The organism is Pseudomonas sp. zfem001 (assembly GCF_032621725.1).
Lineage (GTDB): Bacteria > Pseudomonadota > Gammaproteobacteria > Pseudomonadales > Pseudomonadaceae > Aquipseudomonas > Aquipseudomonas sediminis.
In genome coordinates this window covers 120,449-142,211 of the sequence record NZ_JAVYJI010000008.1, presented here as the reverse complement: position 1 = coordinate 142,211, position 21,763 = coordinate 120,449, and the positions used below count along the sequence as shown (strand labels likewise).

Annotated in this window: 31 protein-coding genes and 1 pseudogene; 14 read left to right on the top strand and 18 right to left on the bottom strand. The window is 59.0% G+C overall.

All coding sequences use genetic code 11. The features are described from left to right. Window positions 1–126: 126 nt before the first annotated feature. The 5 genes from rplU (at window position 127) to RTH74_RS22740 (ending at window position 3,799) form a co-directional block, all read left to right on the top strand. Window positions 127–438: a 50S ribosomal protein L21 gene (gene rplU, locus RTH74_RS22760; RefSeq protein WP_004424548.1), complete on the top strand. Its 312-nt coding sequence runs from the start codon at window positions 127–129 to the stop codon at window positions 436–438. Window positions 439–474: 36 nt separating this feature from the next. Continuing rightward, entirely contained in the window at window positions 475–732 is a 258-nt protein-coding gene (rpmA, locus tag RTH74_RS22755) for a 50S ribosomal protein L27 (protein WP_004424545.1), read from the top strand. 166 nt (window positions 733–898) lie between these two features. Then, entirely contained in the window at window positions 899–2,119 is a 1,221-nt protein-coding gene (cgtA, locus tag RTH74_RS22750) for an Obg family GTPase CgtA (RefSeq protein ID WP_316916141.1), read from the top strand. A gap of 81 nt (window positions 2,120–2,200) precedes the next feature. Beyond that, a complete protein-coding gene (proB, locus tag RTH74_RS22745) occupies window positions 2,201–3,319 on the top strand; it encodes a glutamate 5-kinase (RefSeq protein WP_099526154.1) in 1,119 nt (372 codons plus the stop codon). An 18-nt stretch (window positions 3,320–3,337) separates the two neighbouring features. Then, on the top strand, window positions 3,338–3,799 hold the full coding sequence (locus tag RTH74_RS22740) for a CreA family protein (RefSeq protein WP_316916140.1): 462 nt from the start codon (window positions 3,338–3,340) through the stop codon (window positions 3,797–3,799). A 55-nt stretch (window positions 3,800–3,854) separates the two neighbouring features. Here the strand turns inward: RTH74_RS22740 and mqo are convergent, their stop codons facing one another. Next, window positions 3,855–5,354, bottom strand: coding sequence for a malate dehydrogenase (quinone) (gene mqo, locus RTH74_RS22735; RefSeq protein WP_316916139.1), 1,500 nt, complete (start codon window positions 5,352–5,354; stop codon window positions 3,855–3,857). Window positions 5,355–5,817: 463 nt separating this feature from the next. Continuing rightward, window positions 5,818–6,048, bottom strand: coding sequence for a hypothetical protein (locus RTH74_RS22730; protein WP_316916138.1), 231 nt, complete (start codon window positions 6,046–6,048; stop codon window positions 5,818–5,820). A 165-nt stretch (window positions 6,049–6,213) separates the two neighbouring features. Here RTH74_RS22730 and RTH74_RS22725 point away from each other — a divergent pair, with 165 nt between their 5' ends. Beyond that, on the top strand, window positions 6,214–6,798 hold the full coding sequence (locus RTH74_RS22725; RefSeq protein WP_092377515.1) for a YajG family lipoprotein: 585 nt from the start codon (window positions 6,214–6,216) through the stop codon (window positions 6,796–6,798). 61 nt (window positions 6,799–6,859) lie between these two features. Here RTH74_RS22725 and RTH74_RS22720 read toward each other — a convergent pair whose 3' ends face one another. Next, window positions 6,860–7,066: a hypothetical protein gene (locus tag RTH74_RS22720; RefSeq protein ID WP_004424534.1), complete on the bottom strand. Its 207-nt coding sequence runs from the start codon at window positions 7,064–7,066 to the stop codon at window positions 6,860–6,862. Window positions 7,067–7,340: 274 nt separating this feature from the next. Between RTH74_RS22720 and RTH74_RS22715 the strand changes: the two genes are divergently transcribed. Next, window positions 7,341–7,616: a hypothetical protein gene (locus RTH74_RS22715; RefSeq protein WP_316916137.1), complete on the top strand. Its 276-nt coding sequence runs from the start codon at window positions 7,341–7,343 to the stop codon at window positions 7,614–7,616. Window positions 7,617–7,681: 65 nt separating this feature from the next. Here RTH74_RS22715 and RTH74_RS22710 read toward each other — a convergent pair whose 3' ends face one another. From RTH74_RS22710 to RTH74_RS22650, 13 genes are all read right to left on the bottom strand, one after another. Then, window positions 7,682–8,845, bottom strand: coding sequence for a 1-acyl-sn-glycerol-3-phosphate acyltransferase (locus RTH74_RS22710; RefSeq protein ID WP_316916136.1), 1,164 nt, complete (start codon window positions 8,843–8,845; stop codon window positions 7,682–7,684). A gap of 146 nt (window positions 8,846–8,991) precedes the next feature. After that, window positions 8,992–9,981 carry a tyrosine-type recombinase/integrase gene (locus RTH74_RS22705; RefSeq protein ID WP_316916135.1) on the bottom strand — a complete coding sequence of 330 codons (990 nt, stop codon included), beginning with the start codon at window positions 9,979–9,981 and terminating at the stop codon, window positions 8,992–8,994. Further along, window positions 9,978–11,240 carry a hypothetical protein gene (locus RTH74_RS22700; protein WP_316916134.1) on the bottom strand — a complete coding sequence of 421 codons (1,263 nt, stop codon included), beginning with the start codon at window positions 11,238–11,240 and terminating at the stop codon, window positions 9,978–9,980. Before RTH74_RS22700 ends, RTH74_RS22705 begins: the two co-directional genes overlap by 4 nt. A gap of 156 nt (window positions 11,241–11,396) precedes the next feature. Beyond that, window positions 11,397–12,575 carry a zonular occludens toxin domain-containing protein gene (locus RTH74_RS22695; RefSeq protein ID WP_316916133.1) on the bottom strand — a complete coding sequence of 393 codons (1,179 nt, stop codon included), beginning with the start codon at window positions 12,573–12,575 and terminating at the stop codon, window positions 11,397–11,399. A 12-nt stretch (window positions 12,576–12,587) separates the two neighbouring features. Next, the gene (locus RTH74_RS22690; RefSeq protein ID WP_074915144.1) at window positions 12,588–12,914 is read right to left on the bottom strand and encodes a DUF2523 domain-containing protein; all 327 of its coding nucleotides are present in this window, start codon (window positions 12,912–12,914) and stop codon (window positions 12,588–12,590) included. After that, a complete protein-coding gene (locus RTH74_RS22685) occupies window positions 12,914–13,210 on the bottom strand; it encodes a virulence factor TspB C-terminal domain-related protein (RefSeq protein WP_074915262.1) in 297 nt (98 codons plus the stop codon). The genes RTH74_RS22690 and RTH74_RS22685 overlap by 1 nt, the downstream gene beginning before the upstream one ends. 108 nt (window positions 13,211–13,318) lie before the next feature. After that, window positions 13,319–14,398: a hypothetical protein gene (locus RTH74_RS22680; RefSeq protein WP_316916132.1), complete on the bottom strand. Its 1,080-nt coding sequence runs from the start codon at window positions 14,396–14,398 to the stop codon at window positions 13,319–13,321. 146 nt (window positions 14,399–14,544) lie between these two features. After that, window positions 14,545–14,751, bottom strand: coding sequence for a major capsid protein (locus tag RTH74_RS22675; protein ID WP_074915142.1), 207 nt, complete (start codon window positions 14,749–14,751; stop codon window positions 14,545–14,547). 5 nt (window positions 14,752–14,756) lie between these two features. Then, on the bottom strand, window positions 14,757–14,975 hold the full coding sequence (locus tag RTH74_RS22670) for a hypothetical protein (protein WP_316916131.1): 219 nt from the start codon (window positions 14,973–14,975) through the stop codon (window positions 14,757–14,759). 10 nt (window positions 14,976–14,985) lie between these two features. Beyond that, window positions 14,986–15,165 carry a hypothetical protein gene (locus tag RTH74_RS22665; RefSeq protein WP_013714241.1) on the bottom strand — a complete coding sequence of 60 codons (180 nt, stop codon included), beginning with the start codon at window positions 15,163–15,165 and terminating at the stop codon, window positions 14,986–14,988. Window positions 15,166–15,180: 15 nt separating this feature from the next. Then, window positions 15,181–15,573 (bottom strand): hypothetical protein, encoded by a 393-nt coding sequence (locus tag RTH74_RS22660; protein WP_316916130.1) that lies wholly within the window; start codon window positions 15,571–15,573, stop codon window positions 15,181–15,183. 381 nt (window positions 15,574–15,954) lie between these two features. Continuing rightward, window positions 15,955–16,254: a lysogeny maintenance protein PflM gene (pflM, locus tag RTH74_RS22655; RefSeq protein WP_316916129.1), complete on the bottom strand. Its 300-nt coding sequence runs from the start codon at window positions 16,252–16,254 to the stop codon at window positions 15,955–15,957. Window positions 16,255–16,464: 210 nt separating this feature from the next. Continuing rightward, window positions 16,465–16,692, bottom strand: coding sequence for a hypothetical protein (locus tag RTH74_RS22650; protein WP_143502509.1), 228 nt, complete (start codon window positions 16,690–16,692; stop codon window positions 16,465–16,467). A gap of 155 nt (window positions 16,693–16,847) precedes the next feature. Here RTH74_RS22650 and RTH74_RS22645 point away from each other — a divergent pair, with 155 nt between their 5' ends. The 7 genes from RTH74_RS22645 to RTH74_RS22615 all read left to right on the top strand — a co-directional run bounded on the left by RTH74_RS22645 (window position 16,848) and on the right by RTH74_RS22615 (window position 20,242). Then, a complete protein-coding gene (locus tag RTH74_RS22645) occupies window positions 16,848–17,132 on the top strand; it encodes a hypothetical protein (protein ID WP_316916128.1) in 285 nt (94 codons plus the stop codon). Between the two features lie 50 nt (window positions 17,133–17,182). Continuing rightward, on the top strand, window positions 17,183–17,761 hold the full coding sequence (locus RTH74_RS22640; RefSeq protein WP_316916127.1) for a hypothetical protein: 579 nt from the start codon (window positions 17,183–17,185) through the stop codon (window positions 17,759–17,761). A gap of 34 nt (window positions 17,762–17,795) precedes the next feature. Further along, entirely contained in the window at window positions 17,796–18,584 is a 789-nt protein-coding gene (locus tag RTH74_RS22635; RefSeq protein WP_316916126.1) for a hypothetical protein, read from the top strand. Then, a complete protein-coding gene (locus RTH74_RS22630) occupies window positions 18,577–19,017 on the top strand; it encodes a hypothetical protein (RefSeq protein WP_316916125.1) in 441 nt (146 codons plus the stop codon). The genes RTH74_RS22635 and RTH74_RS22630 overlap by 8 nt, the downstream gene beginning before the upstream one ends. Window positions 19,018–19,154: 137 nt before the next feature. Beyond that, window positions 19,155–19,337, top strand: a complete 183-nt coding sequence (locus RTH74_RS22625) for a CPXCG motif-containing cysteine-rich protein (RefSeq protein WP_092377507.1) — start codon at window positions 19,155–19,157, stop codon at window positions 19,335–19,337. Beyond that, window positions 19,337–19,597: a putative signal transducing protein gene (locus RTH74_RS22620; protein WP_316916124.1), complete on the top strand. Its 261-nt coding sequence runs from the start codon at window positions 19,337–19,339 to the stop codon at window positions 19,595–19,597. The genes RTH74_RS22625 and RTH74_RS22620 overlap by 1 nt, the downstream gene beginning before the upstream one ends. Before the next feature lie 27 nt (window positions 19,598–19,624). Beyond that, a complete protein-coding gene (locus tag RTH74_RS22615) occupies window positions 19,625–20,242 on the top strand; it encodes an SOS response-associated peptidase (RefSeq protein WP_316916123.1) in 618 nt (205 codons plus the stop codon). Between the two features lie 83 nt (window positions 20,243–20,325). Here RTH74_RS22615 and RTH74_RS24290 read toward each other — a convergent pair whose 3' ends face one another. Next, window positions 20,326–21,168, bottom strand: a complete 843-nt coding sequence (locus RTH74_RS24290; RefSeq protein WP_420713176.1) for a methyl-accepting chemotaxis protein — start codon at window positions 21,166–21,168, stop codon at window positions 20,326–20,328. 15 nt (window positions 21,169–21,183) lie between these two features. Continuing rightward, a pseudogene (locus tag RTH74_RS24285) lies at window positions 21,184–21,384 on the bottom strand (HAMP domain-containing protein); the annotation flags it as partial. Window positions 21,385–21,763 lie beyond the last annotated feature (379 nt).

Here is a 21,763-nt window from a genome sequence, read left to right as displayed (position 1 = left end):
CTTTCCCCCTGGGTATTTCCCTGCCTTACGCAATTGCAAGGGTGTCACTTCCGGCCCCAAGCAGCCATGCCAGCCAATAACGACTTTTCTAAAGCGCTGGGTGAGCAGGATCAACGGAGATTTACCATGTACGCAGTAATTGTTACTGGTGGCAAGCAATACAAAGTCACCGAAGGCGAATTCCTCAAGATCGAGAAGCTCGAAGTCGCCACCGGCGAAGCCGTGACTTTCGATCGCGTTCTGCTGATCGGCAATGGCGACGACGTTCAGATCGGCGCTCCGGTCGTAGACGGCGCTAAAGTGGTTGCCGAAGTCGTGTCGCAAGGCCGTCACGATAAAGTGCGCATCATCAAGTTCCGCCGTCGTAAGCACCACATGAAGCGTCAGGGCCACCGTCAGTGGTTCACTGAGATCAAAATCACCGGTATCCAGGCCTGATTCGTCGGCCCCGATCCTTTATAGGAGTATTGACTCATGGCACACAAAAAAGCTGGCGGTTCTACCCGTAACGGCCGCGATTCCGAAAGTAAACGCCTTGGCGTGAAAATGTACGGTGGTCAGGTCATCAAGGCCGGCAACATCATCGTTCGTCAGCGCGGCACCGAGTTCCATGCCGGTTTCGGCGTGGGCATGGGCAAAGACCACACCCTCTTCGCTAAAGTCGAAGGCGTGGTCAAGTTCGAAGTGAAGGGCGCTTTCGGCCGTCGCTACGTGAGCGTCGTTCAGGCCTAATCGCCTACGCGCTGGAAAAGCCCTGTCCGTAGGACGGGGCTTTTTTGTTTCTGTATCCTTGGGTTCTTGCCCGATCACCCATAACGCCACGCTGTTTGCGTGGGGTCATCCGGCAAGGGCCTTTACGTTGTTCTGTTGACCCGCAGCGCTTGCGGGAGGCGTATTCATGAAATTTGTCGACGAAGTTTCGATTTTTGTAAAAGCCGGTGACGGCGGTAACGGCATGATGGCCTTCCGTCGCGAGAAATTCATCGAGAAGGGCGGCCCCAACGGCGGCGATGGTGGCGACGGCGGCTCGGTATTCCTCGAGGCCGATGCCAACCTCAACACCCTGATCGATTACCGCTATACGCGCAAATTCAATGCGCAGAATGGCGAGAAGGGCGGCAGCACCGATTGCACCGGGGCCAAGGGCGAGGATCTGATCCTGCCGGTGCCGGTCGGCACCACGGTGATCGACGTGGCCACCCAGGAAGTGATTGGTGACCTGGTCAAGGCCGGTCAACGCTTGATGGTCGCCCAAGGCGGCTGGCACGGCCTGGGCAACACCCGCTTCAAGTCCAGCACCAACCGTGCGCCGCGCCAGACCACGCCAGGCAAGCCGGGCGAGTCGCGTGATCTCAAGCTCGAGCTGAAAGTGCTGGCCGATGTCGGCCTGCTCGGCCTGCCCAATGCCGGCAAGAGCACCTTCATTCGCGCAGTTTCCGCCGCCAAGCCGAAGGTCGCCGACTACCCCTTCACCACCCTGGTGCCGAACCTGGGTGTGGTCAGTGTCGACCGCTTCAAGAGCTTCGTCGTCGCCGACATTCCGGGGCTGATCGAAGGCGCCTCCGACGGTGCTGGCCTGGGCATTCGCTTCCTCAAGCACCTGGCGCGTACCCGCCTGTTGCTGCACCTGGTGGACATGGCGCCGCTGGACGAGAGCGATCCGGCCGAGGCTGCGCAGGTGATCATCGACGAGCTGGGCCGCTTCAGCCCGGCGCTGGCCGAGCGTGATCGCTGGCTGGTGCTGAACAAGATGGATCAGGTGCCCGAAGACGAGCGCGAGGCGCGCAAGGCCGATATCGTTGCCCGCCTGAACTGGCAGGGGCCGGTTTATGTGGTCTCGGCCATCAGCCGCGACGGCACCGAGCGCATCAGCCGCGACATCATGCATTACCTGGAAGTGCGTGCCGAGCGCATCGCCGAAGACCCGGTATTCGCCGAAGAGCTGGCCGAGCTGGATCAGCGCATCGAAGACGAGGCGCGTGCCCGTCTGCAGTCGCTGGACGATCAGCGCGCGCTGCGTAAATCCGGTGTGCGCAGTGTCGACGATATCGACGAGGACGATGACTTCCTCGACGAAGAAGACGACGATGGCCCGGAAATCATTTACGTCCGGGATTAAGCAAATTTCCAACGCCGCTTAATTGCGGCGTTTTTGTAGGTGGGGTGGACCCCATCATTTTCTGGCTAAGGTTGGAAGATCATGCGTGACAAGGTGACCGGCGCGCGGCGCTGGGTGGTGAAGATCGGCAGTGCGCTGCTGACCGCCGACGGGCGTGGCCTGGATCGTGCGGCCATGGCGGTATGGGTCAAGCAGATGGTCGCACTGCGTGAGCAGGGCGTGGAACTGGTGCTGGTGTCCTCCGGCGCTGTGGCGGCCGGTATGAGCCGCCTGGGCTGGACCAGCCGACCTAGTGCGATGCACGAGCTGCAGGCTGCCGCCGCGATTGGTCAGATGGTGCTGGTGCAGGCCTGGGAGTCCAGCTTTGCCGAGCACGGCCGCCGTACTGCGCAGATTCTCCTGACACATGATGATCTGTCCGACCGCAAACGCTACCTGAACGCGCGCAGCACCTTGCGCACGCTGGTCGATCTCGACGTGGTGCCGGTGATCAACGAGAACGACACGGTGGTCACTGACGAGATTCGCTTTGGCGACAACGACACTTTGGCCGCCTTGGTGGCCAACCTGGTCGAAGCCGATCTGCTGGTTATCCTCACCGATCGCGACGGCATGTTTGACGCCGACCCGCGGCACAATCCCGATGCCAAGCTGATTCACGAGGCCCGTGCGGATGACCCGGCGCTGGATGCAGTCGCCGGTGGTGTCGGTGGCGCACTGGGTCGTGGTGGCATGCAGACCAAACTGCGTGCATCGCGTCTGGCTGCGCGCTCTGGTGCGCATACCGTTATCGTCGGCGGCGCCATCGAGCAGGTGCTGGCCCGCCTCAAGGGCGGCGAGCGCTTGGGCACGCTGCTGGCTCCCGAGCGCGGCTTGCTGGCGGCGCGTAAGCAATGGCTGGCCGGCCACCTGCAAACGCGCGGTACCCTGGTGCTGGATGCTGGTGCGGTGAAGGCGTTGAGCCAGGATCGCAAGAGCCTGCTGCCGGTGGGTGTGAAGGCGGTGCAGGGCAGTTTCCGTCGCGGCGAGATGGTGGTCTGCGTATCGCCTGACGGCCGCGAGATTGCCCGTGGCCTGGTCAACTACAGTGCGCTGGAGGCGCAGAAGATCATCGGCCAGCCGTCCGATGCCATCGAGAAGCTGCTGGGCTATGTCGATGAGCCGGAGTTGGTGCACCGGGATAATCTCATCCTGGTTTGAACGCGAAAGGAGAGGGCGATGAACTTGTTCAAGGGATGTGTGCTGAGCCTGCTGGTGCTACCTGGCCTGGCACTGGCCGAAACCGTCGGTGAGGTGTCGACGGTGTTCAAATGGGTCGGGCCGAACGACAAGATCGTCGTCGAAGCTTTCGATGACCCCAAGGTCGACGGTGTGACCTGCTACTTGTCGCGCGCCAAGACAGGCGGCGTGAAGGGTGGCTTGGGCCTGGCCGAGGATCGCGCCGAGGCCTCCATCGCCTGCCGCCAGGTCGGCCCCATTGCCTTCAAGGGCAAGCTCAAGGACGGCGAAGAGGTGTTCAAAGAGCGCACCTCGCTGGTGTTCAAGACCATGCAGGTGGTGCGTTTCTTCGACGCCAAGCGCAACACGCTGGTGTATCTGGTCTACAGCGACCGGGTGATCGAGGGCAGCCCGCAGAATGCTGTGACGGCCATTCCGATCCTGCCCTGGGGTCAGCAGTAACCTGAGCAACGCCCATAAAAAACCGCCCCGAAGGGCGGTTTTTTGTGCGTGACGATCAGGCGCTGGGTGTATCGAGCTGCAGGCGGTGGTTCGATTGCGTCTGTACCTGGCGGTAGCGCTCGGCGTCGTGGGACAGAACCTCGGCCATGGCCGGGAAGATCTCATCCAGCTTGGTGCGCCAGCCTTCGCTCTTGGCTTGCTCGGGGAAGCAGCGACGGATCAGGTCGAGCATGATCGACACGGTCACCGAAGCGCCCGGCGAGGCTCCGAGCAGGGCAGCGATGGTGCCGTCTGCAGCTGCCACCAGTTCGGTGCCGAACTGCAGGATGCCACCGTTCTTGCTGTCTTTCTTGATGATCTGCACGCGCTGGCCAGCCACTTCCAGGCGCCAGTCCTCGGCCTTGGCTTCCGGGTAGAAGCCGCGCAGGGTGTTCAGGCGCTGCTCTTCGGACTGCATCACTTCCTTGATCAGGTAACGGGTCAGATCCAGGTTGTCGCGCGCCACCGCCAGCATCGGGCCGAGGTTGTTGGGGCGTACCGACAGCGGCAGGTCGAGGAATGAACCGTACTTGAGGAACTTGGTGGTGAAGCCGGCGTAAGGGCCGAACAGCAGGGATTTCTTGCCGTCCACTACGCGAGTGTCGAGGTGCGGTACGGACATCGGCGGTGAGCCGACGGCAGCCTGGCTGTAGACCTTGGCCTGGTGCTGTTTGACGATTTCCGGGTTGTCGCAACGCAGCCACTGACCACTCACTGGGAAGCCGCCAAAGCCTTTGCCTTCGGGGATGCCGGACAGTTGCAGCAGCGGCAGTGCGCCGCCACCAGCGCCGAGGAAGACGAACTTGCTCTTGAGCTTGCGCGTGGCGCCGGAGCGGGTGTCCTTGATGTCCACCAGCCAGCCGTCACCGTCGCGCTTGAGGTCGGTGACCTTCTGGTTGCAGGTGACTTTGGCGTCGGGCTGGGTGGTCAGGTAGGCGAGCATCTGTTCGGTGACCGCGCCAAAGTTGACGTCGGTACCGGCTTGCACGCGGGTCATCGCCAGCGGCTCGCCACTGTCGCGGCCCGGGATCAGCAGCGGCGCCCACTCGGCGATGGTGGCACGATCTTCGGTGTACTCCATCTCGGTGAAGGCGTGGTGCTGGCGCAGGGCCTCGAAACGCTTCTTGAGGAAGGCGATACCGCTGTTGCCGCGCACGAAACTCATGTGCGGAACTGGGTTGATGAAGGTCTTCGGCGAGTTGATCGCGCCTTTTTCGATCAGGTAGGCCCAGAACTGTTTGGACTCCTCGAATTGGGCGTTGATGTTCACCGACTTCTTGATGTCGATGCTGCCGTCAGCGCCTTCCGGGGTGTAGTTCAGCTCGCACAGGGCCGCGTGACCGGTGCCGGCGTTGTTCCAGGGGTTGGAGCTTTCCACTGCGCCGGACTCGCGCAGCTCTACCACTTCCAGGGTGATGCCGGGGTTGAGTTCCTTGAGCAGTACGCCCAGGGTCGCGCTCATGATGCCGGCACCAACCAGCACCACATCTACGCTTTGGGAATCGTTGTGCGCCATTAACCTCTCTCCAAGAAAAACTGCACCAGATGGACGGCCGTTCGGCCTTTCAGGGCGATACCGGCAGACTCAGGCGTGATGCCCTGTCGTTCGGCGGGGAGGGTCAAGGCTGGGATTTGCGGACGCAAAACTGTTCATCTGTTCGCCACACTCTTGTGAAGTTTGTAAAAACCGTCTTTTTCACGCTCTTTTGGAGCGGTGAACCTCAAAAGCTCGACTGCCTCGGCGCGCTTTTGCCCGTGCAAATCATGCAATGCATGGCTGCATAACTGCTCTGCATATGGGCTGAAAGCGGCTGGCCGGAAGCGGCAGCTCGAAGTGGGCGACTCTCTGGGGCGGGGCGATGACGTTGCATCGGCGAGGTCGTTCGGCCCGATCAGGAGACGTCCTTATAATCGGGGCGTGATTATAACGGTGAATGAGGGGAAATTGAGCCCCTGCGTGACTTTTATTCTTTCACCGGTCAGGCCGCCAACGGGCGGGCTGCTGATGCGTGTGTGGCGACCGGGGTGAGCCGGGCACCGGCGGGCAGTGGGGCGCCCAGCCAGGAGATGCTCGGCTCGCGAATTTCCACCCATCCCGCCTGGATCGGGTGTTCCTGCATCTGCCGCAGCGCACAGCAAACGCCACGATCATCGATCAGGGCGAAATGGCGCATCGGGCGAGCGGGGCTGAACAGGCGGCGCAACAGCATGGCGAAGGCTCCAGCGTGGTGACAGGTACTTTATGCCAGCGCGCGGTGACAGGCTGATGACAGGAACCGCAGCGATATGCCAACGGTCCTATGCAGCGCTACTGTCGGCCTCAGGCCGCGCTGGTTATACTGCCGGCCACTTTTACCTCACTCGGAGAGATGAGCATGCTGCACCGTGCGTTGATCGCCTTGCTTGCTGCCGCCAGCCTGACTCTGGCCGGTTGCGCCCTCAGCCCTCAGCAACTCACCCCACAACCCAAGCTGACCAGTTCGCTGACCCCAGTCGGCCAGGGCCAGCCGGTGGTGGTGCGCGTGGTCGACGGCCGTCCTTCGCCGGTGCTTGGCACTCGCGGCGGTCTGTACCCGGAGACCAGCTCCATCAGCGTCAACCCCGATTATGTGCTGCCCAAGCTGCAGGCTGAGGCCGAAGCGGCTGTGCGTCTGCTCGGTTTTACACCGTCGCCCAATGCTTATAACGCGCCACAGTTGACCATCACCCTGGCGGACCTCAAGTATCAGTCGCCGAAAGAGGGTATGTACGTCACCGAGGCTGATATCTCTGCCTCCATTCGCGCTGACGTGCAGGGCGGCAGCCGTCGCTATACCGGCCGTTACGGTGCCTCGCTGAACCAGCGCTTCGGCACCGCACCGAACCAGCAGACCAACAGCAAGCTGGTGGGTGACGTGCTCAGCGACGCGCTGACTCGTGCGTTCAAGGACCCGACCATCGGCCAGGTACTGCTGCAGTAATTCGGCGCATCGTTATAAAAAACGCCCCGCATTGCGGGGCGTTTTCATTTGTCCTGAGTCTTCATGCTGCTTCGGCGTAGAACTCCGGCAGACTCATGCCGGTACGGTTGTCGATATCCGGCAGGTCGTAATGCTCATGGCCGCCAAGGGCGCAGTACACCAGCCAGTGCTGGTCCTGCACGTTGAAAGAAAGCTCGTCGACCACGGCGTCCACTTCATCCAGCGAGTCGATCAGGTAATCGCGATCCAGCGGTTGAGAATTGAGCATGGCAGGTCCTCCAGGGACATTGAGGTTTGGCTCCAGCAACAGTCGTGACTGTTTGGTCACTCTTGGAGATACAAACCCTAGGCCAGGCATATGACAGTTTTCAGACGATTTCGGGATAGCGGGCCGCGTTCGTCGGAAACGAACCTTATAAAAGAGGTATTTCAGTACACTGCGCGACGACTTTTCGAGGGTCGAGACGCACCGCTTCTCGGCCAAAATCCCCATTCTGGTGCGGTGGCGAGGTTGCTGCACCATGCTGTCCTCGAGGTGTTGCATGTCGCTGCAGTTATTGTGGTCACTGTTCCTCGCCCATCCGGCCGGGGCGGTCAATTCGCTGGCATTGTTCTTCGCGTTGGCGGGCGCCTGGCTGTGCCTGATGACTCACTTGCGCGAGCAGCGCGGCTTAGCGCGAGTCCTGGCGCAAGGCGAGCTGGATGAAACCGAGGTTCAGGACGAGCGTACCCTGCGGATCAACCGCTTCTTCTATCGCTTCGGTGGCATTTGCCTGGGTGCAGCCCTGGTGCTGTCCTGGTTCAGTACGCGGCTTTGACGCTTGAGCGATGAATGAAAACGGCAGCCATCGGGCTGCCGTTTTCGTTTGTGGCGATGGCTGCCTTACAGGGGCAGACCTGCCTTGATCCGATACTGGTTTCGCACCGGGTTGGCGTACTGCAGGATCAGGAACGGTTTTTCCTCGGCGCTGCAGGCGGCCAGGCGCTTGTTCCACTGCGCTTCGGCCTTGGCCAGTTCCGCGGCATCGAATACTTCGCTCGCTGCCGGCACGTTCAGCTCGGCCTCGCGGCCTTCCCACATGGCGTAGGCCAGGTAGTGCACAGGGAACAGGCGATACTGGCCGAGAATGTGACGATCCATCTCCTGGGCAAGCTGCTTGGTGTCCTCCAGACCGGCGACAGGCGGGCTGAAGTGCAGGTGCACGCGGCCTTTATAGCCGGTGATGCCCAGGGCGATGCTGGCGTCGTCTTCGCCCGGCGCCTTGGTGTAGCTGCCCGTGGCGGCACGCACACAGAGCTCGCGAGCCTTGGCCAGGTCGCAGGGGTCGTACTCGTAGCTGATCGACACCGGGATCAGGTTCAGCGACTCGATCACGTCTGCGAATGGCTCATCCTTGCGGCTCATATGGAACATCTTGAGGATGGCCGAATCGGTACGGTCGTCACCGTCCTTGGCGCGCCCTTCGGCCTGGGCGATCCAGATCGACTCGCCATCTTCGCGGATCGAGTGGTTGATATAGGCCGAGAGCAATTGATAAGCCGCCAGCTTCTCGCGTCGCCCACTGATCGAGCGGTGCACGATGAAACTCTTGTTCAGGCGCATCAGGTCGCTGACGAAGGGGCGCTGCAACAAGTTGTCGCCGATGGCGATACGTGGCGTCTGCAGGCCTGCGTGGTAGACGGCGTAGTTGACGAAGGCCGGGTCCATGACGATATCGCGGTGGTTGGCCAGGTACAGGTAAGGCTTGCCGGGCTGCAGGTGCTCCAGGCCGGAGTAGCTGATGCCATCACTGGCATGCTCGATGGTACGGTCGATGTACGGCTCGATCTTTTCCTGCAGACCAGCGACCGAGTCGACACTGGCGAACTCGCTGCGCAGGCGTGCGGCGATCAGCGGCTTGAGCAGCCAGCCCAAGGGCCCGGCCAGGCGCGGAAAGCGAAAACGGGTGAGGGTACCGAGAAACGCCGGGTCGGCGAGCAGGCGCGCCAGTACGGGGCGCACTTCTGCATCGGCATAGGGTCGGATGGCATCGAATGCGCCCATCATGCTCTCTTGTTCTAGAACGGCTAAGGTTGGAATGGTGTCTGCTTAACAGGGTGAGCAGTAGACCGGCGATTATAACGCCAAGTCACAGCTAATCAGCGAAGCCCAGCAAAGGCGCGGGCCTTGTGTGGCAGTAGAGGCGGTTTTGCCTACGGGCTGCCTACGGCTTGTCCACGGGACGAGAGCACCAGGGGATTGAGCAATAGTGCCTTGTCCAAATGCTCGGGTGCTAAGTGTGCATAAACCATCGTCGTCGTGATATCCGCGTGCCCCAAAATATCTTTCAGAGTTCGCAAGTCACCTCCAGCCATTACGAAGTGCGACGCGAAGGTGTGGCGAAGAATATGCGTCAGCTGGCCGGGAGTTTTAAAACCGCACCGGGCATAACAAACTTCGAAAGCACCGCGAGCAGGACCGAATAAACGTTCGGTCGGCAGAGCAATAGAAAGCGCCTCTTTGATCAACTCAGGATCGACCGGCACCGTTCTGTTACGGCCATTCTTTGTACCGGTAAACACAATGCGGTCTGTCAAAACCTGGGAACGACGTAAGCGCTCAGCCTCAGACCATCTAGCGCCAGTGGCCAAGGCAATCTTGGAAATGATCAAGGCATAGGGGTTACGCGACTTGGCCAGCTCTGAAAGCAGTTGCTGAATCTGTTCAAAGGTCAGGAACGCCAGGGACTTTTGATCGACCTTGAATAGACGCATACCGGCCAGAGGGTTGCCGCCATGATAGTGGCCTTGACGGGCTAACTCAGTGAACACAGACGCGACGTATATGTGTTCGATGTTGATGGTCGAGCGTTTCGCTGTCTTGAGGCGCTGGGTGCGATAGCTGGACCAAGTAGCCGCAGAGAAGTCACAGGCGCGAGGATTGCCCAGGCGTTCGGTTATCTGCTTGAGAGCAGAGTAGCGACGGACACCATTTTTGAGCGTGACGCCGTGGACCTGATACCAGAGGTCTACCAGATCAGAGAAGCGATCAACGGCAAGCTTGGGTGAGGCAGTGAAATCACGTTCAAAGCGCTGTGCATGGGCCTTGCTGGCGAAGCCGCCACGGCGTACACGCTGACTGCCACGGCCATCGACATAGAAGTCTACAGACCACTTGCCATCGGGCTGACGTTTGACGGTCATACAGCACGCCCCCAGCGTATATGGCGTTCCTCCAAGATGCCCTTGATATGTTTATACAGGCCGTCTTCATCCATGCCCTTGGCTGCATAGTGATCGCGAATCACCGGCCAGCAATCCCAATCCTTGAGTGTGTGGAAAGCCCTTCTAGCGCCCACTCGCTCCCGTGCCAGCAGGCTGACGAAGTTTCCCAGGAAGAGCTCGACGTTCTTGCCCGAGAAGCCCCGCGAGGTCTTGTATTGGCGCTTGTACTCGGTTTCGTCCACCAGGGAATCCACCGGCAGATCGACGCGCACGTCATCGCGGATAAGCGTCCAAATGGGCTCAAAGTAGCCAGGGCGAGCCAGCAGCTTGAATTGACGTAGGCCATAGCGCCACAGGCCGTCTAGGTGCGGGGCAAAGGCGGCGTAGCTGTTGGTTTCAATGATCTGGTTTGTCTGCAGATCGAATGAGCCGGAGGCGAATTGCTGGATCACTGAGTGGTGGTAACGCAGCTCTACGCGCCACACGTCCTGTTCCGGGTTGTAGTTGTCCGGGTCGGCTTCGTCGAAGCTGTCGCGGCGTCTCCAGACGTTTTCCCAGTAGTCGAGTTTGTCGATGGCGCGGGCCTGTTCGGTCTTGTTGTAGATACCGAGCTGGACGCCACCAGCAGAGCCGAACAGGTAGGACTGGCCTTTGCCGTAGGTGGCAGACTCCAGCGTCCACTGAATTTCCTTGATGCCGGAGATATCACGGGCAGCGCGTGCGCGGCAGTGCATGCGGGCGACCAGATCGGCGGGCGGTTGCCAGCCCTGCAGGTCTAGCGCGAGGTGGACCGCACATTGGTTGCGCTCGATGTTGGTCAGCACGTGGCCGGCATAGTAGTCGAGGCGTTCCTGCAGGCGCTCGGGGCAGAACTGGTCGATGGCATGGGGTGACACTTCGATTTTCAGGTGGGGGCCGATGTTCTCGATTTTGGCGTTGAAGTTCTTCACCAGCAGGATGATCCCCAGGTCAGCGTTCTGCAGCTTGTACTGGTACCCGGAATCCTTGCTGACGCGACCCGAGTGCCAGCGCTGGCCAGCGAAATCGACGATGGTGCCGGGCTTCTCGAACAGGCTCATGATTTCCGGGCGGATCAGGCCGCGATACAACTGGCGGACGGTATCGACGCTGCAGCTAAGCAGGCGGATTTTAGAGAGGTCGTGAATCTGGCCGGATGAAGGGTCTACGAAGTAGCGGATGAATTCTTCTACTCGGGGGAAATCCTTAATCGTGCTCATTGGTTCCAACCTTCAACTTTTAGAGTTTTGTGAGACTTCACGGTCTTTCGAAATCGGTTTATCTGACGTGCTACAGGGACGTCAGCAGGCGCGTTCTGCGCGCCCGCTCGTCCCTCGCAGGCGTTCGCAGAACGCGCACACGACGTCCCATTGCGATCACCACAAGAACTTGCCTTTCTCATAGGTGACGACCGTTACGGGGGCCTGCTGAGGCTGCTGGGTGGGATACCCGGTGACGGGCTGCTGCATCGGCTGTTGCTGCGCTTGGCCGTACTGCTGCTGTTTGCTGCGATCAGCGATGGCCGGATCGAAGTAGCCGTTTTCAACGATGTTCAGGCAGAACTGAAAATCCGTTTCGATCTTGGTGCCTTGCTGCGTGTAGCACTGGCAAACGGTCTGTTGGCCATTGACGATGCCACTGGGGCGCTTGGCGAAGTGCCGTCGGTATATCTCCGGATCGGTGCTGGACATGCAGTAGAGGCGCGGGAAGGCTTGCGGCTTGGTCAGGTCGTCATAGAGCGGGGCCGAGGCGGGGAGCTGGGGCACCCGGGGTATTCGCTCGGTCAGGTAGGTGGCTGTGTTCTTTTTGCCTTGTTCCGGTGCCTGCTGGCCAAGCGGGTTGATGAAGGAGCCAATAGCACCTTTGGCTTGATCCACCATGCTCGGTTCGGGCGCATCGGCTGCACGCGCTTGCTCGTCGGTTGGTGCGTATTGCCCAATGAAGCGATACGACCAGACCACGGCTATCGCGATGACAGCCGCTGCCAGGATGAACTTGGTCGGCACCGTGGTCTGAAAGTGGTGCTTGGCGTTGGTGCTGGTGTAAGACCCGAAATAGCGCTTATCGAGGCGAAGCGTTTTCTTGTCGGCATCCTTGAAGCTGGTTTTGACTTCGACCTTTTCCACCACCACTTCGGATTCGAAGCGCAGCAGCTGGGAGGACTTGAAGACGCGCCAGTAGTGGATATGGCTGTTGCACAGGCGGCGCAGGTGCACATCCAGGTAGCGCGGGTCCTGGGTGACCAGGTGCACTTCGTGGCCTTGGTGGCGCATGGTTTCGAAGCGGGTGATGTGCTCCGGTGGCCGTGCCCTTGGATCACGGGCGCCAAACCAGCCTTGCGCCTCATCGATCACGACGATGCTGTCTTTCGGCAGCTCGTACCACTTTTCCGGGTCTTCGAACTCGAACCACTGCGCCTGCAGGGTTTCCGGTTTGAGGCCGTTGATGTTGTGGAAGTAGACCACACGCCCTTCGCCCAGGGCTTTTTGGTCCACTTCGCGGATGGTGTTGAGGGTCTTGCCGTGGCCGGGTTTGCCGGTGCGGATAACGAGCATGGTGCAGCCCCCTTATGCTTCGATTGAGGTGCCGCCCGGCTTGCGCCAGACCTGATTGCGCTTGCGGTCCTGGGCCTTGTCGATCCCGGCCAGGATGAACCGCGTTGCGATGGCCGCGAAGTACATGTTGACGATGATGTCGAAGTTGGCGAGGCCGAGAATGCCGCTGATTTCGGCACCGAGCTGGCCCATGCTCGATTGCATGTAGCCACGGGCCTGATCGATCACTAGATTGAAGCCGATATAGGACACGAAGCCGAAGCCAATGACGCGCAGGGCCATTTTCACCAGTGGGCCAACGATCATGATCAGGAGCTGTGCCAGGAATAGGTAGTGCATTAGTTACCTCCTACGGAACGGCCGACATAGAGCGCGCAGATAACGGCGGTGACGGCGACGAGAAAGGGACCGAGTGCGCTGGCGAAGCTGCACAGGGGCTGAAAGGACAGGCCTACAGAGCGCCCGGCCATGGACAGGGACACAACGCGATCAGGCGGGCAGGATGGGCTGAGAAAGCGGGTGCCTTGGCTGATGAAGGACGGCACGTCGATATCGCCGCTGCCTTCGTTTAGTTCGAAGTTTTCACCCTGGAGCAGGCCTTCGACTTCGGATTTGTTGCCGTCGAAATCGCTCATTTCTTCGGCGTAGCACTGCTGTTCTTTCTGCTGCTTGAGGATGGCGCAGTCGATGGGATCACCCGTGCAGGAGAAACTGCCGTCACAGGTGCCGACTGTGGCGGTTCGCTATTCGCCTTGTTCGCCGTCTTCTTCGGCCTCAGTGCCGCTGCCGTCGGTTTTATCCGGGTTGCAGCCGTCACCGACACAGTTACCGTTTTTGGTGGAATTGCCGTCGGGGTCGGTGTTTTCCGACTCGGTTTCGGTCTTGCTGGAGGACTCGCAAGGCTTGGTGCCTTTGCACTCGGTCTTGGTGGTATCGGTCTTGGTGGTGGTCTCGCTGGAACCGTCCGGGTTGTCTTTCTTGGTGGTCTCCTGCTCGACGTTGGTCTCAGACTTGTGCGGCGGCTTGTTCTTCGATGGCGTGCACTTCACGCTGCTGCTGAAACCAGCACCGGCCGTTCCGCCTTTGCAATCGACGTTGCCCTCATCCTTATACGAAGTGTTGGAGTTACAGCTGCGCTTAAGCGTCCCGTCAGGCTGGGTTTCCCAGCCTGAGCAATCGTTATTGGTGGCGTACTCCGGTGCTTTGGTAACCGGGTCCTTGGCGGGAGGCTGATCAAATACGGATGGGTCGTTGGCCGATGGGGTACAGCTGACGCCGTTGCCCTTGTACTCGAAGGAACCGACAAGCTGATCAGGCGGACCGAAATCACGCTTGGAGCTGAAATCGCCGAAGGTATGGGAATACTGGCAGCCGCTTTTGCAGACGGTTACGGGTGGATCAGCGGAAGGGTTGCCGTCACTGCCGAGGCTGGCAAAGCGAAACTCATGATGAACCACGTTGCCGACGGTGGACTCGCATTTGTCTGGTTGCGGTTCCTCACAGCCCCCGGTTTCAGGGTTATAAACAGCAGGCGGGGAGCAAGCGGTACCGCGACGATTTACAGAGCCAAAGCCAGTGTATCCACCGTCACTTTTGCGATAGGTACGATATGACCATGTAGTTTCACGTCGAGTATGAACATCAAAGCGAGCATTAGGACTTCTTTGTTCCAGATAAGTTATGGCATCGGCAGCGCTTGGAAAAGTAAGCGAAGTATCAGACCCAATGATCCAATAATAGTCTTCGGCGAAGGCAAACACCGAATACCCACCTGCCAAAACAACCAGCAGCAACAGCGAAACATACCGCCTAAATCTGAGCATCTCAAACCCTCCCGAAGAACACGAGATACAGCGCCAGGACGGTGATGATCAGAACGAACAGTTGATAGCTCATGGCGGTATCCGGAAAAGAAAACCCCGCCGAGGCGGGGCTTTGCTTGCTTCGGCACATAGGTGCAGTTGCTGGGTTACATGGCACGGCGCATGTACTTGAACGCGGCAGCCGCGATCAGCACGACGAGGATCAGGCCACCCAGCTCGACAACGTCGGTCTTGGTGGTGTCGAGCTGGGTGCTGACCTCGGTGGGCAGGGCGGCGTAGGCCTGTTGAACAGACAGCAGGCCGATGGCAGCAGCGGTGCCGAGCGAACGGCGCAGGGTTTTGATGTGTTGCATGGGTATTACCTCGATTTCAGGACTTTTTTCAGGACGAGGAACCCGAACACGGTGGCGAACAGAATCATTGCTTCGCCTTGCAGTTCGGACACGTCATCCCAGGTGAGCGCAGAGCCGATCAGGCCCTGCATTTCGTCGTCTGCGATGGAAACCAGCTGGCCCGTGCACAGGAGTTCACCCGAAGCACCAACCGACCATTCCCCATCGCAGGCGATGAAATTCATATGCCCTCGATTACTCGGCCAAGCTGGGGTCGCGGACGACCTCAGCCATGGCGATGCAGTCGGGGCAGATGACGAGGTCAGGCGCCTTATTCAGATCGGGCAGCAGGTCGGGCTGGGGGGCGGACTGGTTGTAGAGCTGGCCCATGGGCTGGCCACAGCAGTCGCACAGCACGCGATCAACGATCAGCACGGCGGCGCCCTCCCGTTAGGCCTTGGCCGGGTCCGGCTGGGTGCCGGTCGGTTTGCCTTGTTGTTGGGCCGCGAGCTTGCGGGCCTCGCTGGATGGGTCAGCAGCACCACGAGTGCCCTGGCCTTTCGGGTTCACGGCTTCGATGTGCAGGGCTAGGTTTTTGCCCTTGTTCTGGCCGCCGCGTGCCACGTCGAAGGTGATGCGCACCAGCTCCAGCGGGGCGAACTGGGCGCCGGCTGCGAATACTTCGTCAGCGGCGTCTTCAGCGATAGCCATGCCGATGATGGACAGGCCGTGTTCGGTCTTGCCGTCCGGTTCGTCGCCGTAGAAGACCTTGGCGTATTTGGTGTCATCCACCTGGGTCATCTGAGTGCCGAGAAATGCAACTTCCATAGTCGAACGTGCCATTTGTGTTTCCTCGCTTAGTTGCGCGTTATTGCGCGGTTTTGCCTTTCAGCAGGCCGAGCGATCCCGCACGGGCAAACTTTCGTTTTTGCCCGAGGGTGGTTCTCGACTTGCCGGGGTTTCAGTTGCCGCTTGTGCAGCCTGTTAGTTCGTTAACACCAAGGGCCGCGCCCTTGTCATCCCGTTTCGCCACCGTCGCCCGCGACTGGCGGTGATTGCGCGGTTCGGTCAGGGAGGCCGGGGTGGCCAGTCACGGACGCCGGAGGCGATTGCTCAGATGCCTTATTAGCCACACTGAAGAGGCGATTGATATCAAGCAGGAAGAGAACGCAGAGCGTGAGTAACCAGCCGATAAAGAGGAGCGATTCGAAAGTGATCATGCGCTTACCCCACCAGTTCGAACGGTTCGCGCAGGGGCACGAAGGGCGTGGGTTTGCCGGTGTCGCTCACAACGTACCAATACGTCTTCGGACGGTTGCCGGGCTTGTGTTTCTCGCAGGTATAGGCCTGCGTAACGTGGTTGCGACCATTGACCACGGACCATCGCGCGGGGCGGCAGTCGGTGCATTGTGTGTATGGGTAAGTAGGCGCCTTGGGCGGTATCCAGTTGCGGTTTAGCCAGCAGACAGAGCAGTCGCAGTTCTCGGCGTGGGGTTGGCGCAGGTACTGGCTCAGGCTTTTCATTGACGGCCTCCAGCGCTTGGCGCTTTTCGAAGCGGGCACCCTGGCCGTGGGCGAAGTCGTTGCAGCTGTTGCAGCCGCAGAAGTCGCCACCGCAGTCGCAGTGGTACTCACCGAAGTGGCCTGCCTCGCAGTACGGGCGAACGTGCAGGCAGTCCTGGCAGAGCATCAGAGCGGCGGTTTTCGCTAACTGGATAGTCATGCCATCAGCCCTCAGCTGTAGTCGCCGGCCAGGAACTCGGTTTTGCCCGAGGCCAGGTCTTGCAGCAGTTGGTGGACGTTGACCAGTTGGTGGCGGCCAACCTGAACAGTGGGGAGGGTGCCTTGGTTGCACATGCCAAGGACGACGGTCGGGCCTTTGTCTACCAGGCCGGTAAGGCGGCCCCACTCTTCACGGGTGCAGATCGGGGGCAGCACTACGAAGACGTTCTGTGTGCTCATTGGATAGCCCTCGCTTCCATACGTGTTTCGCTTGCCATAGCCGCTAACCTCACAAAGTCTCATAATGTCTAAATGGGCAAATCAATAATTTACCCTGTAACAGTTACGAATATAGAGGCAGAAAATGGCCTCGTAAATATTACGAAAGGATATTTATGTCTATTGAGGTTGAGCAGGAGAATAGATTTTATCTATTGCTTGACATGACCAGGCTGGATCGCCTCGCTAAAGAAAGCGGCACTAAGTACAGCCGCTGGGACAACATCAAAAGGCGCAAGATCAGGATGGGGGCATACGAAGCGGGCTTTTTGATGTCGCTCTATCCGCAATACGCTCTATGGGTAGGCACTGGCGAGGTAAAGCCGGAAATCGGGCAAACAAGCCCAGCTTATGACGAAGCGAATAGAAACTTGGAAGGACAAATCGCGGGCAGCAAATAACCGAGGTAGTGGCCCGGCGATGGTTTGCAAGGAAATAGGGAGGGCAGCATATGAAAGCCGACATGGACGATATGCCGGAGTACCTGAAGACCAGGAAGCAAGAAAGCCCCTGGCGGATGGTGGCAATCATGGCGATAGGAACGGGCGTAGTGGTAGGCGGGCTAAGCCTGTTCGGTGGTGGCTTTATCGACAGAGCCAAAACAATCGCCAGTGGCGATGGCCTTAGAGACGATATCGGCCTACTACAACCCCATCCGAAGCAACAAGAAAGCGCCCGGCCACAAGGCGCAGTTGCAAGACGCGAAACCTACACCCCGCCGCAGAAATTCCGCACTGAAGAACCGCTAGTCATCGAAAGGGGAGGGGCATACGACCCCGAACCCACTCAGCCGGAAAGACAGACCGTCTTCAATGATCAGAACTACAGACCGCAGGGCGCGGCTAACGTGGTCAGCTTCAATGCGCCAGTGATTGCTAGCGAAACACAGCAAGCAACTACACCAAAGCAGCAAGAGATCGTGGTCGTTGGAAAGGAGAAAACGAGGCTTAGAGACTTTTGCCCTCATAAGACGGGGAGCTTAGAACATCGAAATTGTAAAATGCGAATGGATTTGAATTCGAGAAATTAAAAGAATTATGTATTGAATTGGATAGGGGAACTATATGCACATTGGCTTTGATTTTGACCCAGAGCATAAGTATTGGGGAGAGTATGTGGGCGCCGGTAGGGAGATATATAGAGGGCATGAGGAGTTAGTAAGAGCCAGCATAGACTCAATGATGGACATGAATGGTCTGGTCAAGGCTGAAGATATACTTAAGAGCTGGTTTCCGAGCGTGAATGCAGATATTTTCTTATCGCACTCTCATAGTGATGAAAAGGTTGTTCTTGGATTTGCTGGGTGGCTTCACAGGGAAATGGGTGTAAAGGCGTTTATTGACTCTGCTGTGTGGGGTTATTCGGATGTATTGCTGAAGCAGATGGACGAATATGCAAAATTTCCAGATTCAGACATGTATAATTACTCAAAAAGAAATAGAACTACTAGTCACGTGCATATGATGCTTTCTACTGCTCTTGCAGATATGATTGATCGATGCGAGTGTGTTATTTTTATGAATACGGAGAATTCATTTAAAGCTTCGGATTATATTGATGGCGTAGGAGAGACAGGGTCGCCGTGGATTTATCATGAAATGATGATGAGCAGAATTGTAAGGCGGCGAGAACTCTCCGCGCATCGAGGTAGAAGATTTAAGGGAGCAATGGATGCGGCATTGGAAAGTCTTGATGAGGCGCGTGATATTAACATTTCGTACCCATTAAATACTCTGCATCTGACTAAGCTCGATGCAAGAGGGATAGAGCGGTGGGGGGCGTGCGGAAGAAAAGGCCATGATGCGCTGGACGCTTTATATTTTATGAGTAGGTCGGGTGCTTGCTATGGCTGACGAATACAAGTTGGCGCACCTTGGGTTTATCCAAGGTGTAATAGATAGAATGGGGAGTAATTCATTCAATATTAAAGGTTGGGTGATTGCTCTGATTGGTGCAGCTTTTGCGCTCTCGATGGAAAAATTAAATTCTGTTTATCTTTTTTTTGGAGCGTTTGGTGTATTGGTTTTTTGGATGCTTGATGCGTTTTATTTGTATCAAGAGAAGTTGTATAGGGTCCTATATTTAAGGGTTGCAACAAATAGGGTTGCGGCTGACTTGTCTATGGATGCGTCGATATGTAAGGGGGAAGTGAGCTTTTTAGGTTCGGTGCTATCTATTGCAATTTGGCCATTTTACCTAACTATGTCAGCTTTTATTTTGAGCTGGTTTGTGTTTGGTTTTTTTGATTTTCAAAGTCTTTTTGGTGAATGTGTAGCTAGTGATTGAATGGCTACATTGACTAAGAATGATGAGATTTAGTTAGAGTTCGAATGAATAGGAGTGCTGAGAATCACGTGCTATAAGGGATTGTGAGACTTTGTTAGCCCCATGAGGCCATAACGCCAAGTCACAAGGAGGCCGCGATGCTGGAAAGCGAGTCGTATTATTGCCCCTATTGCGGTGAGCCGGCCGAAGCGCTGCTGGATCTGTCGGCTGGGGACCAGTCTTACATCGAAGACTGTCCGGTGTGCTGCCGGCCGATCGAGTTCGAGCTGCGTACGGATGGCACCGAGTGGGAGTTGGACGTTCGTGCGGAGAACGATTGATGCAACGAATCTACGAACCGGAAAACCTTCTGGAAGGGCAGATGCTGGTGGACATGCTGGCCAGTGAAGGTGTCGAGGCGCACTTGCTCGGTCAGCATCTGGTCGGTGCGGTGGGTGAGCTGCCGGCATGCGGCCTGCTTGGTTTGGTCGTTGCTGATCCTCACTCTGAGCGGGCGCGTACGCTGATCGCTGAGTACAATGCGGCGCAACCTGTGCCTGGCGATGAGCCAGAGTCCTTTCAGGGCGTGTTGCTCTGTTGACGCGCCCCCTGCCTGTCGAGTCGTTTCATGTGTGGACGTTATGCCCTGTTCCGCTGGTCGCCCGCTTTTGCTGCGTTGCCCGGCTTTCCCACTGACCAGAAGCCGCACTGGAACCTGGCGCCCAACGGCCAGGTGCTGATGTTGCGTGCGGGCGAGGGAGGGGCGCAGGCGGCAGCGGCGCGTTGGGGGCTGACGCCCGCCTGGCTCAAGGACCTGTCCAAGACTCCGGCGCATGCGCGTGCTGAAACCCTGGCCGAGCAGCCGATGTTCCGTGAGCCCTTTCGCCAGCGCCGCGCACTGCTGCCGGCCAACGGCTTCTATGAATGGCGCGGGGGCGCGCGCAAGCGGCCGTACTGGATGAGCAACGGTGAGCCGCTGATGTATTTCGCGGCCTTGTGGGAGCTTTATCCGGTGGGTGGGCAGGAGTACCTGAGCGTTGCGCTGATCACCCAGGAAGCGGCCACGCTACGGCGCCCGTTGATTCTCGACGAGCATGAGCAGGCGCTGTGGCTGAGCAACGATACGTCGCCCGAACAGTTGGCGGCGCTGCTGGCCAAGCCGCAGGTTGCGCTGCGTGAGCGCGCACTGGCGACGCTGGTCAACGACCCGAAGCTGGATGCGCCGGAGTGCCTGACGCCTGCTTGAGCCTGTGCAGGGTGTCGAGGGGCCGGTGCACCGCAGCTGACCAAGAGCCTGTGCGGGCGGTGCACCCTATCTGATGCAGTCCCTTAGACCTTGAACTGATTGATCAGCCTGCGCTGCTGTTCGGCCAGCTTGGTCAGTTGAGCGCTGGCCTGACTGGCTTCGTCGGCGCCGCCTGCCACCTCGTTGGCGACCTGGCCGATATTGGTGACGTTGCGGTTGATGTCTTCGGCCACCGCACTTTGTTCCTCGGCTGCGCTGGCGATCTGCGTGTTCATGTCGTTGATCACCGACACTGCCTGGGTGATGGACTCCAGCGATTGAGCTGCCTGGTTGGCGTGTTCCACGCTGTCGTCGGTCTTGCTCTGGCTCTGCTCCATCACCTTGACCACTTCGCGCGTGCCTTGCTGCAACTGCTGGATCATGGTCTGGATTTCTTCGGTGGCCTGCTGGGTCTTCTGCGCCAGGTTGCGCACTTCATCGGCGACCACGGCGAAGCCGCGGCCTTGTTCGCCGGCGCGAGCTGCCTCGATGGCCGCGTTGAGCGCCAGCAGGTTGGTCTGCTCGGCAATGGCGCGAATGGCGACGAGGATGGCGTTGATGTTCTCGCTGTCCTTGGCCAGGTTCTGTACCACGCCCACGGCGCGGCCGATTTCGCTGGCCAGGGCTGCGATGGCGTCCGAGGTTTCCTGCACCACCTGCTTGCCCTGATTGGCCGCGCGGTCGGCGTGGTTGGCCGCCTCGGCGGCGTGGGTGGCGTTGCGCGCGACGTCCTGCGCGGTGGCCGTCATCTCGTGTACCGCCGTGGCCACCAGTTCGATCTCGGCCAGTTGCTTCTGCACGCCCTGGTTGGTGCGGATGGCGATGTCGGCAGTGTGCTCGGAGGAGTCGCTGACCTGCTGCACCGAGGTCACCACGGCGCCGATCATGGTTTGCAGTTTGGCCAGGAAGGCATTGAAGCCGGCAGCGATCTGTCCGAGCTCATCCTTGCGGTCAACCTGCAGGCGCACCGTGAGGTCGCCATCGCCTTTGGCGATATCGTCGAGCATGCCGACCATCTGCCGCAGCGGGCGGGCGATGCCGTAACCGACGAACCAGATCACCAACAGGCCCAGCCCGGCGATCAGCAGGCCGACCAGGGTCATGCCCAGGGTGTCGGCGTCACGCTGCGAGGCCAGATCGCCCTGCAGCTGGTGCAGATCGGCCATCACCGCTTTGAGCGGCAGCACCAGCATCAGCACCCAGCGGGTGTCGCTCTGGCCGATGTTGAAGCTGAGGAACAGTTCGATATGGCTGTGCTCAGGATCTTCCTTGGCATCGATGGAGTACAGCACCTGCCCGGACTGCAGCGTACCCAGGTTGCTCACTTCATTGGCGTCGAGCAGGGCGGTGGCCGGCTCACCAAGTTTGTCCGGTGCCTTGGTCGAGGCGACCAGGCGCCCGTTGCTGGCGATCAGCGCCATCTCGCCGGCACCGTTGTAGAGCTGGGCGTCAGCCTTTACCAGCAGCTCCTGAATGAAATTG

Bases quoted from the DNA above. Each gene is read 5' to 3' on its own strand.
- RTH74_RS22725 (WP_092377515.1), top strand. From the start codon at position 6,214: ATGCTGCACCGTGCGTTGATCGCCTTGCTTGCTGCCGCCAGCCTGACT.
- RTH74_RS22710 (WP_316916136.1), bottom strand. From the start codon at position 8,845: ATGATGGGCGCATTCGATGCCATCCGACCCTATGCCGATGCAGAAGTG.
- RTH74_RS22695 (WP_316916133.1), bottom strand. From the start codon at position 12,575: ATGCTCGTTATCCGCACCGGCAAACCCGGCCACGGCAAGACCCTCAAC.
- RTH74_RS22625 (WP_092377507.1), top strand. From the start codon at position 19,155: ATGCTGGAAAGCGAGTCGTATTATTGCCCCTATTGCGGTGAGCCGGCC.
- RTH74_RS24290 (WP_420713176.1), bottom strand. From the start codon at position 21,168: ATGATCGGCGCCGTGGTGACCTCGGTGCAGCAGGTCAGCGACTCCTCC.
- RTH74_RS22690 (WP_074915144.1), bottom strand. From the start codon at position 12,914: ATGCACTACCTATTCCTGGCACAGCTCCTGATCATGATCGTTGGCCCA.
- RTH74_RS22685 (WP_074915262.1), bottom strand. From the start codon at position 13,210: ATGAGCGATTTCGACGGCAACAAATCCGAAGTCGAAGGCCTGCTCCAG.
- RTH74_RS22650 (WP_143502509.1), bottom strand. From the start codon at position 16,692: ATGAGCACACAGAACGTCTTCGTAGTGCTGCCCCCGATCTGCACCCGT.
- pflM (WP_316916129.1), bottom strand. From the start codon at position 16,254: ATGAAAAGCCTGAGCCAGTACCTGCGCCAACCCCACGCCGAGAACTGC.
- RTH74_RS22615 (WP_316916123.1), top strand. From the start codon at position 19,625: ATGTGTGGACGTTATGCCCTGTTCCGCTGGTCGCCCGCTTTTGCTGCG.
- rplU (WP_004424548.1), top strand. From the start codon at position 127: ATGTACGCAGTAATTGTTACTGGTGGCAAGCAATACAAAGTCACCGAA.
- RTH74_RS22630 (WP_316916125.1), top strand. From the start codon at position 18,577: ATGGCTGACGAATACAAGTTGGCGCACCTTGGGTTTATCCAAGGTGTA.
- proB (WP_099526154.1), top strand. From the start codon at position 2,201: ATGCGTGACAAGGTGACCGGCGCGCGGCGCTGGGTGGTGAAGATCGGC.
- RTH74_RS22670 (WP_316916131.1), bottom strand. From the start codon at position 14,975: ATGAATTTCATCGCCTGCGATGGGGAATGGTCGGTTGGTGCTTCGGGT.
- RTH74_RS22740 (WP_316916140.1), top strand. From the start codon at position 3,338: ATGAACTTGTTCAAGGGATGTGTGCTGAGCCTGCTGGTGCTACCTGGC.
- RTH74_RS22720 (WP_004424534.1), bottom strand. From the start codon at position 7,066: ATGCTCAATTCTCAACCGCTGGATCGCGATTACCTGATCGACTCGCTG.
- RTH74_RS22645 (WP_316916128.1), top strand. From the start codon at position 16,848: ATGTCTATTGAGGTTGAGCAGGAGAATAGATTTTATCTATTGCTTGAC.
- RTH74_RS22730 (WP_316916138.1), bottom strand. From the start codon at position 6,048: ATGCTGTTGCGCCGCCTGTTCAGCCCCGCTCGCCCGATGCGCCATTTC.
- RTH74_RS22680 (WP_316916132.1), bottom strand. From the start codon at position 14,398: ATGCTCAGATTTAGGCGGTATGTTTCGCTGTTGCTGCTGGTTGTTTTG.
- RTH74_RS22620 (WP_316916124.1), top strand. From the start codon at position 19,337: ATGCAACGAATCTACGAACCGGAAAACCTTCTGGAAGGGCAGATGCTG.
- RTH74_RS22700 (WP_316916134.1), bottom strand. From the start codon at position 11,240: ATGAGCACGATTAAGGATTTCCCCCGAGTAGAAGAATTCATCCGCTAC.
- mqo (WP_316916139.1), bottom strand. From the start codon at position 5,354: ATGGCGCACAACGATTCCCAAAGCGTAGATGTGGTGCTGGTTGGTGCC.
- RTH74_RS22705 (WP_316916135.1), bottom strand. From the start codon at position 9,981: ATGACCGTCAAACGTCAGCCCGATGGCAAGTGGTCTGTAGACTTCTAT.
- RTH74_RS22635 (WP_316916126.1), top strand. From the start codon at position 17,796: ATGCACATTGGCTTTGATTTTGACCCAGAGCATAAGTATTGGGGAGAG.
- RTH74_RS22640 (WP_316916127.1), top strand. From the start codon at position 17,183: ATGAAAGCCGACATGGACGATATGCCGGAGTACCTGAAGACCAGGAAG.
- RTH74_RS22675 (WP_074915142.1), bottom strand. From the start codon at position 14,751: ATGCAACACATCAAAACCCTGCGCCGTTCGCTCGGCACCGCTGCTGCC.
- cgtA (WP_316916141.1), top strand. From the start codon at position 899: ATGAAATTTGTCGACGAAGTTTCGATTTTTGTAAAAGCCGGTGACGGC.
- rpmA (WP_004424545.1), top strand. From the start codon at position 475: ATGGCACACAAAAAAGCTGGCGGTTCTACCCGTAACGGCCGCGATTCC.
- RTH74_RS22660 (WP_316916130.1), bottom strand. From the start codon at position 15,573: ATGGCACGTTCGACTATGGAAGTTGCATTTCTCGGCACTCAGATGACC.
- RTH74_RS22715 (WP_316916137.1), top strand. From the start codon at position 7,341: ATGTCGCTGCAGTTATTGTGGTCACTGTTCCTCGCCCATCCGGCCGGG.